At 68.7% G+C, this 12383-nt stretch carries 17 protein-coding genes; 5 read left to right on the top strand and 12 right to left on the bottom strand.

Translation table 11 applies throughout. The features are described 5' to 3' along the window. Positions 1–173: 173 nt before the first annotated feature. Both ACA511_RS02930 and ACA511_RS02925 read right to left on the bottom strand, forming a co-directional pair. The gene (locus ACA511_RS02930; protein ID WP_375022443.1) at positions 174–710 is read right to left on the bottom strand and encodes a hypothetical protein; all 537 of its coding nucleotides are present in this window, start codon (positions 708–710) and stop codon (positions 174–176) included. A gap of 66 nt (positions 711–776) precedes the next feature. Further along, positions 777–1055, bottom strand: a complete 279-nt coding sequence (locus tag ACA511_RS02925) for a hypothetical protein (protein WP_375022442.1) — start codon at positions 1053–1055, stop codon at positions 777–779. Between the two features lie 613 nt (positions 1056–1668). Between ACA511_RS02925 and ACA511_RS02920 the strand changes: the two genes are divergently transcribed. Beyond that, a complete protein-coding gene (locus ACA511_RS02920; RefSeq protein ID WP_375022441.1) occupies positions 1669–2190 on the top strand; it encodes a hypothetical protein in 522 nt (173 codons plus the stop codon). A 6-nt stretch (positions 2191–2196) separates the two neighbouring features. Here ACA511_RS02920 and ACA511_RS02915 read toward each other — a convergent pair whose 3' ends face one another. Continuing rightward, positions 2197–2868 (bottom strand): hypothetical protein, encoded by a 672-nt coding sequence (locus ACA511_RS02915; RefSeq protein ID WP_375022440.1) that lies wholly within the window; start codon positions 2866–2868, stop codon positions 2197–2199. Between the two features lie 599 nt (positions 2869–3467). Here ACA511_RS02915 and ACA511_RS02910 point away from each other — a divergent pair. Further along, positions 3468–3737 (top strand): hypothetical protein, encoded by a 270-nt coding sequence (locus ACA511_RS02910; protein ID WP_375022439.1) that lies wholly within the window; start codon positions 3468–3470, stop codon positions 3735–3737. A gap of 514 nt (positions 3738–4251) precedes the next feature. Here the strand turns inward: ACA511_RS02910 and ACA511_RS02905 are convergent. Both ACA511_RS02905 and ACA511_RS02900 read right to left on the bottom strand, forming a co-directional pair. Further along, on the bottom strand, positions 4252–5166 hold the full coding sequence (locus ACA511_RS02905) for a pyridoxamine 5'-phosphate oxidase family protein (RefSeq protein WP_375022438.1): 915 nt from the start codon (positions 5164–5166) through the stop codon (positions 4252–4254). Positions 5167–5183: 17 nt separating this feature from the next. Further along, positions 5184–5645: a VOC family protein gene (locus ACA511_RS02900; protein WP_375022437.1), complete on the bottom strand. Its 462-nt coding sequence runs from the start codon at positions 5643–5645 to the stop codon at positions 5184–5186. Between the two features lie 122 nt (positions 5646–5767). Between ACA511_RS02900 and ACA511_RS02895 the strand changes: the two genes are divergently transcribed. Together ACA511_RS02895 and ACA511_RS02890 are read left to right on the top strand one after the other, a co-directional pair. Next, positions 5768–6340, top strand: a complete 573-nt coding sequence (locus ACA511_RS02895; RefSeq protein ID WP_375022436.1) for a CGNR zinc finger domain-containing protein — start codon at positions 5768–5770, stop codon at positions 6338–6340. A 152-nt stretch (positions 6341–6492) separates the two neighbouring features. Further along, positions 6493–6861, top strand: coding sequence for a nuclear transport factor 2 family protein (locus ACA511_RS02890; protein WP_375022435.1), 369 nt, complete (start codon positions 6493–6495; stop codon positions 6859–6861). 90 nt (positions 6862–6951) lie between these two features. Here the strand turns inward: ACA511_RS02890 and ACA511_RS02885 are convergent, their stop codons facing one another. From ACA511_RS02885 to ACA511_RS02855, 7 genes are read right to left on the bottom strand one after another with little or no spacing between them, the layout of a single operon-like run. After that, positions 6952–8760 carry a complex I subunit 5 family protein gene (locus ACA511_RS02885; protein ID WP_375022434.1) on the bottom strand — a complete coding sequence of 603 codons (1809 nt, stop codon included), beginning with the start codon at positions 8758–8760 and terminating at the stop codon, positions 6952–6954. After that, entirely contained in the window at positions 8757–9101 is a 345-nt protein-coding gene (locus tag ACA511_RS02880; RefSeq protein WP_375022433.1) for a sodium:proton antiporter, read from the bottom strand. The genes ACA511_RS02885 and ACA511_RS02880 overlap by 4 nt, the downstream gene beginning before the upstream one ends. Further along, the gene (locus ACA511_RS02875) at positions 9098–9820 is read right to left on the bottom strand and encodes an MnhB domain-containing protein (protein ID WP_375022432.1); all 723 of its coding nucleotides are present in this window, start codon (positions 9818–9820) and stop codon (positions 9098–9100) included. The genes ACA511_RS02880 and ACA511_RS02875 overlap by 4 nt, the downstream gene beginning before the upstream one ends. Continuing rightward, positions 9817–10074 (bottom strand): Na(+)/H(+) antiporter subunit B, encoded by a 258-nt coding sequence (locus ACA511_RS02870; RefSeq protein WP_375022431.1) that lies wholly within the window; start codon positions 10072–10074, stop codon positions 9817–9819. The genes ACA511_RS02875 and ACA511_RS02870 overlap by 4 nt, the downstream gene beginning before the upstream one ends. Beyond that, positions 10074–10388: a monovalent cation/H(+) antiporter subunit G gene (locus ACA511_RS02865; RefSeq protein ID WP_375022430.1), complete on the bottom strand. Its 315-nt coding sequence runs from the start codon at positions 10386–10388 to the stop codon at positions 10074–10076. The genes ACA511_RS02870 and ACA511_RS02865 overlap by 1 nt, the downstream gene beginning before the upstream one ends. Next, positions 10385–10642, bottom strand: coding sequence for a monovalent cation/H+ antiporter complex subunit F (locus ACA511_RS02860; protein WP_375022429.1), 258 nt, complete (start codon positions 10640–10642; stop codon positions 10385–10387). Before ACA511_RS02860 ends, ACA511_RS02865 begins: the two co-directional genes overlap by 4 nt. Beyond that, complete coding sequence (locus ACA511_RS02855) at positions 10639–11121, bottom strand: hypothetical protein (RefSeq protein ID WP_375022428.1); 483 nt, start codon at positions 11119–11121, stop codon at positions 10639–10641. The genes ACA511_RS02860 and ACA511_RS02855 overlap by 4 nt, the downstream gene beginning before the upstream one ends. A 267-nt stretch (positions 11122–11388) precedes the next feature. Between ACA511_RS02855 and ACA511_RS02850 the strand changes: the two genes are divergently transcribed. Continuing rightward, complete coding sequence (locus tag ACA511_RS02850) at positions 11389–12285, top strand: N-acetylmuramoyl-L-alanine amidase (RefSeq protein ID WP_375022427.1); 897 nt, start codon at positions 11389–11391, stop codon at positions 12283–12285. The last annotated feature ends 98 nt before the right edge of the window (positions 12286–12383 follow it).

Genomic DNA, 12383 nt, shown 5'->3' with positions numbered 1-12383 from the left:
CGGCTCACGGTCACCGGATTTCAGCATGACGGCCACTGTCGGCCCGGCAGCGCGGACACGTCGCGCCGGCGATGGCGTGGGGGACACGCCAAAAGCAACCCTCGACGTCCTTCCCGTGCCACAACGACGTGTACTACGACTCCAAGGCCATGGTCGGGTTGCGTACGGCTAACTCACCGGCGGCCGGTCAGGGCGTCCGGTCTGTACTCACGGGCCGCCGCGCGTTGTTGCTCGCGGCGGGCCGCTTGCGCTGCACGTCCCGCCTCGGCTTCGCGTTCACGCTCGTGGCGGAGTGCGGCGGCGGTGTCCAGGAGTTCGGCAACCGTGCGCCGGGGACGGTCGTCTCTCGCGGGGTCTGGTTCGCCGCGGAAACGGCGGAGTAGCTCTGTCTGGACCTGGTGCCCCTGGCCCTGGACGACTCGGAGGAGGAGGGCCTTCCCCTCCTTTGGAGGCAGTTCTTCCATCCATTTGGCGAGTCGGCCGGGGTCGTCCTTGGTGTCGGCCAGGGGTGGGCTCGACTGGGCGGCGACTTGGAGGAGGGTGGAGTCGAGGCGGAGGAAGTCGGCGAGAGTGCGCTGTGGGGCGGTCAGGGAACACAGCCCTGCGGGTATCGGTGGTTCGAGTTCGTCGTCCTCGTCCTGGTCGAAGGCATCCTCGTCGCGTTCCCAGGTTCCGTAGGCGGCGAGCCAGGCGAGGTAGAGCGGGCGCAAGTCCCCGGCGGCGAGTTCGGCGCGGACTCCGATGATCGCTGAGAGGGAGTCGTCGGCGCCCTCGATTCAGTCGCCGCCTTCGTCCTCGGTCGTCAGGTCAAGGATGAGGTGCTTTCCGGAGACTTCGGCCGTGACGTAGGGGTCGATGCAGTACCGCTCGGCGGCCTTGAGGGGCAACAGGCTGCGGGGGGGCGGAGCATCACCTGGTGGGTGCCCCAGTTGGTGACGTACAGGTGGGCGTCGTAGTAGCGCCGCATCATCCCACAGAGCGCGGACTTCGGCCTGCTGCTCCTCGTCCAGGGGCTGGTCGACGGCCAGGAACTCGTAGTACTGGTATTCGCTCATCTTCGCTCGTCGTCAGCGGGTCCAGTGTCGGTAGGCGTCGATCCATTCGGCGCCTACCAGGCGTGGCTTTCCAGAATTCCGTTGGCCTGCCGGTGCTTGCCGCGGGTGTAGGTCCCCACGATCTACCAACCGACCGTGCAGTTCGGCGTCGCTCTGCCCCCGTCACGCTCGTCAGAGTAGTGAGGCCGCGTGGACTATGTGAGCTTTCACGGGTGACGAAGCGCTGGCGGCGCCGCGCCCGCCCGTGCGCCAACCCTGCACCCCGGCAGCTCGGACAGTTCGGCACCCCCCGAGGATCATCCGGGACCAGTCCGCGTGCAGGACGGAGGTCGGCGTCCCGATGCTGCTCGTTGCTCTCTCCGGTGAGCGGCCTCCCATTCCTTAATCACCTTGGCGCTCTCGATGCGGCGGCCTCGTGGCGGTCCGGCTCGTCGGGTGGGACGCGCAGGTTACATATCTGTTTCACCTGCACTAGATATGAGGCATATGCGCAAATATGGCAAATTACAACCGCTTGCCATCCGCGCGGAATTTCTTGACAAGAATTCACTTGCGCTGCAAGAGTTGCTTATCGACAGGGGGTCTTGGTTCGACAATTGCATGGAGGCAGCACATGGGACAGCAGCGTCGGGGGTCCACGGCAGGTCTGAAGCGGAAGCTGGCCGTCGTGGGGGCCGTGGCCGTCATGGGCGTCGTCGGCAACGCGGCGACGGCGGAGGCGGCGACGCCCGCCGACCTCCCGGTACCGGGCAAGGCCAACGTCGACTTCTCGACCCATTCCAAGGCCCAAGGCGCCAGGGTCATCCACTGCGAGATCCGGTTCATCGGTGCCCACGGCGGCATCCCGCACAAGTCCGGTCACGTGCACGGCACCGTCAACGTCCGCACGGGCGTGACGTGCACCCAGCCGCTCCGGATGATCCGCGGGAAGGTCGGCCTCTTCAGCAACCACGGCAGCAAGATCAAGGCGTTCGGCAGCACCGGGGCGCGCACGGCCAAGGGCAACGCGGCGCTCGTCTGCAGGACCGGCAGGTACCACGGCGAAGCGGTCGCCACCCTCTACGCGCCCCCCGGGTACTCCCCTAGGGTCGCCACGGTCGGGAAGAAGACCCCGACGGTCTCCATCCGCTGCTGACCCGAATCACCGGTTGACCTCGTCGCTGTCCGCCCACACCGGGTCGGTCACCTCGACCGGGAGGGCCTCCAAGCGCTCGTCCGCCAATATCTCGGCGATGAGCGCCGCGGTCCCTCCGAGGTAGGTGGAGTCCAGGTCCGTTTCCGTCGTGACGCACCATGCCCGGTCATCGGGCCAGAACAGGTTGGGCGACTGCGGGAAGAGCGGCATCGCGAGGTCCCCGGCGGCGTCAAGAGGGCCCTCGAGCAGGAGATATGCGCGTTCCGGCAACTCCACTCGAGGGCCTTCGGCGATCTCTGGCGGGAATTCCGGCGCAAGGACGTCGGGCTCCCCGTCGTCACCCGCGTCCGCCGTGAACGTGACGGCCGCCCCCTCCGGCGCCGGTCCGTACACGTCCGATACGCAGAACCAGCAGCGGTCGGACGATCTGGTGTGCCTGGCGAGGACGTCGCACAGCGCTGCCAAAAGTGCCGGAGGCAGCGTCCCCGGGTCGGGCTCCTCCGCCCATGGTCGTACGGTGTCCGAGCGCGGTACGGGGCCGGCCAGCGCCTGGAACTGCACCCTTGGGTGCACCGCCCCGCCCGACCACGCGGCCACGCGCGCCCACGTCACGGGGCTCCCGTCGGCCGCGTAGGCCGGGTGCAGGATCCGGGCGTACGCCTCGAAGCCGCGGGGCACCAGACCACCCACCCCGGATCCGAACGGCCCTACACCCGCGACCACCCAATCGGCCGGCCCCACATCACCGCATGGAGAAAGCCGTGAACGCCGAGCCATCACCCGACCTCCGATCAAGCATCCACCCGCCCCCGTCCTCGCACAGTACCCATGCGCACGCAGCTCCTCCAGCAACGACGCCACGGCGTCCGGCAGCGGGCGAAGCGAGGAGTTCCGGGAGGGGATAACCGAGTTGGACGGGCTGCGGGAGGCCGAGGGGATCGGCTGTCCCGGCTGGTCGTCACTCGGAAGGCGGGTGGAGACGTCCTGGAACAGACGGCCCGCCGTTGAGGAGCCCGTGGAGTGGAGCCAGATTGGATGGGCCTGTGGAGAGCCGGGCGCCGGGTGTCCTGTGGCAGTGCATATCCGAACTGCCGGACTACTTGCGGTCTATAGGGCGAAGAAGTTGTTGGTCTCTTATTTCGCCACTTTCGACTGAGCTCATCGACCCGCCCCTCGTCTGAGGAGGCTGACCTTGGGTGGGGCAATGATCTGCAAGGCGGCGTCGACTCTTTGCCGTTCCGCTACCAGCTGATTACCTTCTGTCGTACGCTGGAGGTGTGACCAACCGGCCAGCTCCCGATCAGTTCTTTGATGTCGACATGCACAGGGCCATGTGGCCTATGGGGTCGGAGAAGATTGAACTCTTCTCCGGGCATCCTCTGTTCTACGGATCGTTCGATCAGGGCGACGCCGAGGCGGCCGAGCGCGCGTTCCCAGGTCGTCGAGCCACGATCGAGCCCTGGTACGGCACACGCGGCAACCTCATTCTGCACGCCTCCACCTGCACCCCGGATACGTGCTCAGAGTGGCCCGCCGACGGGGTCTGACCCTCGGCGGCGTCCGGCCCCGGGCCGAGCATCGAGCGACGGTGTTCTTTCACTGCGCGAGGGCTGGCCACGGCTGCCCGCCAGACCCTCGGAACGTTGATCGTCCTGGGCGGCATAGTCGTGCTCATGGCGGGGTGCCCGATCACGCCGCAGGTGGTCGGGTGGCAGGGGACTTCGGCGACCGCGAGCCTGTCCTCGTGCATGTGCTGCTGCCGTCTGATGCGGCCGTCTTCGACGGTGAGGGGTCGCGCGAAGCGATCGCCGGTGTCCCCCATGCGTTGTGTGCTCGTACGGACCAGGACGTCATCGGGCCGTCGATCAAACGTCCTCGATCGGTACGTAGCCTCCGACTGGTAGGCAGTGCTCGCCGGATGTGCGGAAGTGGTCGGGGATATCGCGCGCGGCTTCACGAGTTGTTCGGCCAGACCGTGATCCGGGCCTACGCCGTCTACGAGTAAGGACGTCGGGCCGAGGCTCTTCAGCCCAGACGGCTCGTGATTGCCGCGTCAGAGAATCACGAGCCGTCCCGACGCTGGTGGACGGGCGGGTTGAAGCGGGACGGGGTGGCGGTGCCCCAGCGGAGGGGTATTGCGGCAGCTATTTCGATGGCCTCGGTCAGGGTGAATTCGACCAGTCGTTCGGCGCCCGGTATCGCGGTGGCATTCCAGTCGGTGCGGGCGGTGCCGGTCAGGTGCAGGACGGCGCCCGTGCGCCAGTCGGGGAGCAGCAGGCCGGCATGCGGGTTCACCTCCAGATTTCCCAGGGTGTTGAACATGGCGTTGCCGACGTAGTCGGGCCAGCGCAGCACCGTCGGTGACACCACTTCGATGAATCCCGGGTTGCCGCCGCGGTGGGAGGCGTCGGCGTCGCCTTCGCGGTCGGAAGTGGCGATGAAGAATGTGTCGGCGCCGGTGACCCATCGCTGCTGGTGTCCGGTGAGGGCGGCCGAATGTTGGGGGCGGCCCGGGGCGGCGGCCGGCTCCCACTGGTATTCGCGTTTCTGGATGTACTTGGGGCAGTTCGAGTAGACCTGGTCGAGCTTGACGTGCAGGCCGCGCTCGGTGGGGACGGCGTGTCCGTTCAGTCGCATTCGGCGGTGCCGGGACGGCTCGATGGCGAGCATGCCGACCGGCGCGGGGGTTTCCAGCCGGTCGTGGAGCGGGTCGCCAGGAGCGGGACGGGCGTCGATGGTGAGCGTGCCGGCGTCCTCGGCGTGCAGGAAGCCGGGTTGCCCGGTGAGCAGCGTCGCCCATGGTCGTCCGCCGGTGTCGGCGGCGCCGAGCACCAGCATCGGCTGCTGGAGGAGGAATGTGCGCGCCACCTCGGGGATCTCCGTGCGGATGGCGCGGGCGGAGAATCCGCCCTGGTCGAGCAGACCGGCACGCCGCTGGGCGGCTCGTTCGCCCTCGTGGTAGACGTCGACCGCCACAGCGGCCTCCTTCCGGGTTAGAAGAAACCGCAGGTAGGGGCGGCCCCGCTGGGCGCGGGGGCGGTGTCGGCGCCGGTGGGCGCGTAGATCTCCAGGCGAGTCCCGTCGGGGTCGGTGAAGAAGATCCCGCCGGACGAGACGCCTTCGCCGTGCGGGACGACTCCGTCGTGGACGAGCTCGGCGCCGAGTTCGCGCAGCACCTGCTCGGCGGACTTCACCTCGTCGATCGTTTCGACCTGGAATGACAGGTGGTGCAGGCCCGCCGAACGGGTCGCGAACGTGGTGTCGCTCTGCTGCCACAGGGTCAGCAGCAGTTGGCCGTCCCGTCCGAGGAAGGCCCAGCGGCGGCCGGGGTCCTTGCCTTCGGCCTGGACGTCGAGTCCGAAGACGCGCAGGTAGAAGGGCAGTGACCGGTCCAGGTCGGTCACGTTCAGCCCGACGTGTCCCGTTCGCAGGGCCTTGATGGCGGCCGTCTCCATGATCTTCCTCGCAAACCCCCGGGCTGTCCCGCCCAGGATCAACTAACTGGTAATCGGACGATAGACGGTTAGTACGTGATCGTCAACCGGCTAAGTCGCGATAGACGGGTAGAATCCGTGGCGTGCAGCATGAGCATGGTTTGCAGCAGCAGGAGAGCGCGGACCCTCGGCCGCTGGTCGGCGAGCCGCTCTGCCTGGACCTGGTCAACACACGGTGGGTGGACGATCGCGTCCAGCACGACCTGCTCGAATCCACCGGCGGCCTGGCCGTCTGGCTGCGTTCGGCGAGGCTGGACGATCGGGCCGCGGCCGATCGGTCGACGCTCGACGCCACGGTGGAGACGCGGGAGGTTCTCCTGGCGCTCCTCGACCAGGGTCCGTCCGCGGAAACGGTGGACGCGTTCAACCGCGTTCTCGACCGCGGAGCACTGCACTACCGGCTCGGGCCGAGCGGCAGGGAGGAGCATCCGCGGACCGATGATCCCGCGTGGCTGCCGTCCTGGCTGGCCGCCGCCGACTACCTCCGGCTCATGATCGACGGGCCCGCGCGCGTCAAACCCTGCGCGCACCCCGACTGCGTGCTGCACTTCTTCGACACGACCAAGAGCGGCACCCGCCGCTGGTGCTCGATGGCCGTCTGCGGCAACCGCGCCAAGGCCGCCCGCCACTACGTGCGCGCGAAGACCGGACGCTGATCCGCGGGACGGCGGTGTCCAGCCCAACCCGGCCCTGCCCGGCCCGTCAGGGTGATGTCGAGAACGCCGCGGCCGCTCCGATCTACTGCCGAGGGCGCCGCCGGCTTCGGCCGGTCGCACCCCTGGAGGCACTCGAATCCGAAGGAACTGACATGTCACACAACATCGAGACCGTCAACAGGTACCTGGACGGGTTTCGGAAGAACGACCACGCGCAGATTCTGGGCTGCCTGACCGATGACATCGAGTGGACCGTCTTCGGCGGGTTCCACCTGACCGGCAAGGACGCCTACGACAAGGCCATCGACGGGCCGCCCGAGTTCGTCAACCCTCCGCACCTGGAGGTCGTTCGGATGGTCGAGCAGAACGACGTCGTCATGGCGGAGATGACCGGGACGGTGCGGCGGGCCGCGGGCGGTGAGATGCGCATGTCGATGGCGGAGGTGTTCGTCATGCGGGACGGCAAGATCGCCGAGCGCCGTGCATGGGTGGTCGAGTTGAAGGAGAACGACTACCGCTAAGCGGAACTGCGGGCAGGGCGGCTCGGTCGAGAGGGCGGACCGTCCTGTCCGCAGGTGCCAGAAGCCCATTGGGTGGTCCGGTCAAAGGGGTTAGAGAGTGACGGTCCAGGTTAGGGCCAGGGTCGCGGTGGCTGCGATCAGCCAAGTCGTGTAGTCGCCTATGCTGCCGCTGTGGACGGTTTTCAGTGCGATTATGGACGGGCGAGCGCAAATACGTAGGGGCCCTTTGACGCGCAGTGGTAGGCGTTGCCACCATAGGCCGGTTGCGGCTGCCAGGAATGCGCCCACGAGAGAGATCAGGCCGTAGAACCAGTCACGCAGAGAAATGGTGTGTTCGGGGAGGGAGATCGAGGGTGGGGTGATTCCCTCGGTCACCAGGCGGGCGTGAGCGGCATGGTCGTGGAGTTCCGCAGCCGCCTTTATCGCATGGGCGGGGAGATCTGGGACGAAGGCGAGGAAGTAGGCGAGCAGAGTCAGTAGCAGCGGGGCGGTCAGGGGCCAGAGGCGATGGCGGCCGCTGAGGCGGTGGGGTTTCGTCTCTTGGCTGGTCAGTGACGGGTCGTGAGCGGGGCCCCAGCCTAGGAAGATGCGGGCTATCGCGCGGAGGGTCGCGCCGGCGCTCAAGGCTACGCATAGCGCCAGGAGGGGAGCCGTCCAGGCGTAGCCGGTGGTCGTCAGCGCGTCGTAGACGAGGGTCAGGGAGATGAACGGGCCGAAGCCGGGCGGGGCGGCCAGGCCGACCGCGCACAGGGCCAGCAGAAGGGCTAGAAGGGCGTGGCCGGTGCGGCCCTTGCCGTGCAGGACCATTTCGTCGGACGAGCCCAAACGGACGATCAGCATCCCCAGGCACAGCATCAGTGCGCCTCTCAGGAGGCCGGCGGTGACGATGTACATGATCGAGCCGGCCAAGCCGGTGTCCGTCAGGGTCGCCAGACCGGCCAGTACTATGCCGCCGTTGCTCACCGTCATGAATGCCAATTGGCGTTTCAAGTCTGCTTCCAGGAAGCACATGACCGCACCCAGGAGCGCGCTCAGCAATGCCAGGGCCAGGAGCGCGTGGCGTACGGCGTCGCCGGTGCCGAGTGTCGGGGCGAAGACGGTGGCGTGGACACGGGAGTAGACGTCGAAGGCCAGGTCGCTCATGACCGCGGTGAAGATGGCGGCCGCGGGGGCGGTCGCCACGGTGTAGGCGTCCGTCAGCCAGAAATGGAATGGCGCGGTTCCGGCTTTGACCAGGAAGCCTACGGTCACCAAGGTCAGCGCCAGGACCAGCAGGCCCGGTGGGTGGTCTTGGGCAAGGGCGGCGCCGATACCGACCAGGTTGAGGTTGCCTGTGCGGCCGTAGAGGACGCCTATGCCCATGAGGAGGGTCAGGGTTCCGATGGTGTTCAGCACCGCGAAGTCCAATGCTCCTTGCAGGACTTCCGGGCGCCTTACGTGGTAGCCGCTCAGGGCGTAGGCGGCGACGCTCATCAACTCCAGGAACACGAAGATGTTGAAGAGGTCGCCGGACAGGACGAAGCCCACCATGCCGGCGAGGAAGGCCAGCATGAGCGAGTAGAAGAGGTGGCGGATGCTCTCGAAATGGCCCCACGAGAACACCAGGGCCGCCAGCACCGTGACCGAGGCCAACGTCGCCTCGGCGGCGGCCAAGGGGTCGACTACGAAGCCGATCCCCCACGGAAAGCCGTCCTGTACGGGGTGCCAGTCGCCGAACCAGTAGACGATCGTCCGGTCGCTCGCGCGGAGGGTGAGGGTCAAGGACATGGCGGTGACCGCGGCGGCGCAGGCGATGGCGAGGACGTCCGGGACCAGGCGGGGAACGTGCTGGCCCACCGCGGCCAGCAGCGCGGCGCAGACCAGTGGCAGCGCGATGGTCAGCGGGACGAGCTGGTTCATCCGCGCGTGGGGCGCATCTGCTCGGGGTCCACCGTCCCGGCGTGGCGGTGGGCCTGGAGGGCGAGCGACAGGACGAGGGCCAGGACGACGACGCTGACCACGATGTCGGTGAGGGTCAGGGCCTGGACGACCGGGTCGGTCAGCGGGGTCCCCGGCGGCTGGCCCTGGGTGACCGGCGGGGACGCGTCGCGGCGGTAGCCGATGGCGAGCAGGAGCAGGTAGGTGGACGACTGCATGATGTTCAGGCAGACCCCGAGGTGGATGTAGCTGCGGCTGGCCGCCACCCCGTACAGGCCGGCGACGAACAGCACCCCGGCCACCGCGTACGGGTAGTAGGTCACGGCTGCGCGTACTCCTCGATGAACTCGCGGTAGATCAGCACGAAGGCGGCGGTGACCTCGATGCCGGAGGCCCAGTTCAGGGCGGCGATCGTACCGGTGGAGGCGAGCGTCCCGGTCGAGCCGAGCGGGAGGGTGTTCGCCAGGAAGGCGGCGCCGGCGGTCAGGCCCAGGAAGCCCACCGCGACGTAGGCGGCGGCGCCGAGGCCCTCGGACGCGTCGAGCATCGTGGCCGGCGCCAGGCGGTGGAAGGGCCGGTGCCCGCCGGCGATCCACAGCATCAGCGCGCCGCCGGACGCGATCACGCCGCCCTGGAACCCCCCGCCGGGCGTGATGTAGCCGAAGGTGATCACCCAGAGGCCGAACAGCAGCAGCACCGGCGCCAGCGTGCCGCCCACGGTGCGGACGGCGTCCGAGGCCGCGATGTCGCGCGGCCGCTTCCCGGCGGCGTCCCGGCTGGACCGCAGCAGGAGGACGAGGCCCATCACCGCGGTGAAGAGGATGAACTCCTCGATCATCGTGTCCAGGCCGCGGTAGTCGAACATCACGGCGGTGATGTAGTTGGTGATGTGGCGCTGTCCCTGGGCGTTCTGGTTGATGAGACGGCCGTACTCGCCGATTCGGGCACCGAAGTCGGGAAGGTCGGCATATCCCCGGACGAGGACGGCGAGGATGGCCGCCAGCGGGGGCAGCACCAGCGCCCGCCGCCACCGTTCGCTCATCCCCTTCCACCGCCGCGGGTGACGTAGATGACGGGCAGCAGCACCATCGGGACGGCGATCGAGGACACCGCGACCTCCGCGATCGCCACGTCCGGGGCCATCAGCGTCGCGAACGCGATGACGAGCGCCAGCCCGAACAGGCTGTAGACGACGACCTGGCGGAGCGGGTCGCGCACCAGGACCGTCCCCACCGCCAGGACGCCGACCAGGGTGAGCGCGATCGCTTGCAGGACGGTCGTGAGCGTCGCCGTCATCAGTCCGCTCCCTCCCCTCTGTCGCCGTGGAGCGCGCGGCGCGCCGACCGTCCGACCGCGTGGGTGACCACGGGGCTGAGCAGGAGGAGCACCGCCGTCGCCGTGACCACCTCGACCGTGCCGGACACCGACCCGGCGCCGCCGGTCAGCACCACGGACGTGCCGATGAGCGCGGGTCCGACGGCGCCGGCCGCCGCGGTGAAGTGCAGCCGGTCGAAGACGTCGCGCATCCACCAGACGCCGACGCAGCAGAGGAGCTGCGCGGCGACCCCGGCCCAGAGCAGCACCTGCGCGGCCAGTTCCGCCGCGCTCACGGCGGCCGGTCCAGGAAGCGGGCGAAGATCAGTCCGCTGACGACGACGCAGACCGCGGTGATCAGGGCGAGGGACGCGAAGGACGACTGCCGCAGCCCGGTGGACAGGCAGACGAGCACCAGCGTCGTCTGCGTCCCCGCCGCCTGGAGCGCGGCGACGCCGTCCAACGTCCTTGCGCGAATGCCCACGACGAGCAGCGGCAGCCAGCCGGCGAGGAGGGCGACCGCCGCCATCAGGAACAGGGGACGGGTCACGACGGACGCTCCGATGACCGGTGCGGGCGGAGGTCGTGGATCAGCCGCCGTCCGGAATCGGGCGAGATGTCGAGCACGTAGCTGTTCGGGGACCAGGTCGCGATCAGCGTCGTCCATGCGCGGCGACCGGCCGGCTCAGGTCCTCGGCCGGACGCGCCGGCGTCGTGAAGGAAGGTGCCCGCTTCGCGTCGTCCCGTGGCGACGCACGTGGCCAGGACGCGGACGACGATGCCGAAGTCGGTGAGCACCGCCAGCGTGGCCGGGCCGAGTTCGCGGCACCAGCGCCACCGTCCCCGGACGTCCAGCAGCCCTTGCGCGACGACCAGTTCGGCGCCGACCGCGGCGATGAACGCCATGGCGGCGCCCCAGACGCCGATCAGCCAGGACCAGTCGCCGACGAACAGCATCCAGAGTGCGAACAGCGGCGGCCACCATCGCGCCACCCGGAGCATGCGGGCCGGGACCGTTCCGCTCGCCATACCGCGCCCTCCTGAACCACGCGGCCTGTGGAGGCCGTGTCTCCCCCTCCCCATGCCGTCCAGCTATGCCCGATCAAGCTCTCGGTAATCACTTGACTGGACGTCCGCCGGTGGGCGCGGCTCCCAGCGGCTTGGTTGGCGGGGATTTGGGCGGGTAAAGGCGTCCCTTGATGTGCCCGTGGGTGCTTGTTCGCCGGTTCCAGGTGAAGAGCACCGGCGGTACCCCTAGGCTTTTCGGTCACGTTGCAATCCGTTTGGAGGCCGGCCGTGGACATCATCAGCCGGGAGGAGTGGGGCGCCCGCGCACCCCGGTCCCGCTCGACGGTCACCTGGAAGGACCGCACGGAGTTCATCGTCCACTACTCCGAAGGCCCCACCACGCAGTCGGTGCGGTCCATTCAGGACTTTCACATGGACGGGAACGGCTGGTCCGATATCGGCTACAACTTCCTGGTCGACGTCCAGGGCCGGATCTACGAGGGACGCGGCTGGCTGACGGTGGGCGCGCACGCGCCGGACCACAACGCGTCCGGGATCGGCGTCTGCATGATCGGGCGGAACGGCGACGCGACCACGGCGGCCACGCGGTCCATCCGGGCGGTGTACGACGAGGCGGTGCGGCGCACGGGCCGGAACCTGGCGAAGCTGGGGCATCGGGACGTGTACGCCACGAGTTGTCCTGGCGACCAGCTGTACGCGTGGGTGCGGGCCGGTATGCCCGCCGAGATCGAGGAGGACGATATGCCGGATTATGTGTCGGTCGGGATGACCGAGGGCCAGGACCTCCCGTCCGGCGAGTGGGTCACGGTCAACTGGGGCAAGGAGTACTCCGATTCGGCGCACCACCACTGGGACGAGGGTGGTTCGTCGCTGATCGTCGGCTCTGCCCGCTACGCGCTCACCACGAATGTCCGGATCGAGGGGCTGCCGCCGGGCACCGAGCTGCAGGCGCGCGTGATCGAGCGCGCGGACTCGGGCGGCAATGTCGAGAACGGCCCGATCGCCGAGTACACCGCCAGCAAGGGTGCGACGTTCCTGCACTACAACGTCGCGGCGGACACGGTGCGCAAGGGCTACCGGGTGCGGTTCCAGGTCGTCCAGTACGGCTCCGGGACGGGCCGGATCACGGACGGCAGCGCCAAGGGTTTCGTCTGGTCCACCTGACCGGCCGCCCGGCGGCAAGACCGGTCGAAGGGCCGTCCGGCGCGGCGCGGAGGCCGGTGATTTCGCCGATGCGGGCGTGGATCCGAGGGGTCACAGTT

Source organism: Actinomadura sp. GTD37 (assembly GCF_041951365.1).
GTDB lineage: Bacteria > Actinomycetota > Actinomycetes > Streptosporangiales > Streptosporangiaceae > Spirillospora.
Note: the sequence above shows the minus strand (reverse complement) of the source record. Positions and strands in the feature narration are given on the sequence as shown.

Bases quoted from the DNA above. Each gene is read 5' to 3' on its own strand.
- ACA511_RS02855 (WP_375022428.1), bottom strand. From the start codon at position 11,121: ATGGCGAGCGGAACGGTCCCGGCCCGCATGCTCCGGGTGGCGCGATGG.
- ACA511_RS02890 (WP_375022435.1), top strand. From the start codon at position 6,493: ATGTCACACAACATCGAGACCGTCAACAGGTACCTGGACGGGTTTCGG.
- ACA511_RS02925 (WP_375022442.1), bottom strand. From the start codon at position 1,055: ATGAGCGAATACCAGTACTACGAGTTCCTGGCCGTCGACCAGCCCCTG.
- ACA511_RS02875 (WP_375022432.1), bottom strand. From the start codon at position 9,820: ATGAGCGAACGGTGGCGGCGGGCGCTGGTGCTGCCCCCGCTGGCGGCC.
- ACA511_RS02885 (WP_375022434.1), bottom strand. From the start codon at position 8,760: ATGAACCAGCTCGTCCCGCTGACCATCGCGCTGCCACTGGTCTGCGCC.
- ACA511_RS02870 (WP_375022431.1), bottom strand. From the start codon at position 10,074: ATGACGGCGACGCTCACGACCGTCCTGCAAGCGATCGCGCTCACCCTG.
- ACA511_RS02920 (WP_375022441.1), top strand. From the start codon at position 1,669: ATGGGACAGCAGCGTCGGGGGTCCACGGCAGGTCTGAAGCGGAAGCTG.
- ACA511_RS02900 (WP_375022437.1), bottom strand. From the start codon at position 5,645: ATGGAGACGGCCGCCATCAAGGCCCTGCGAACGGGACACGTCGGGCTG.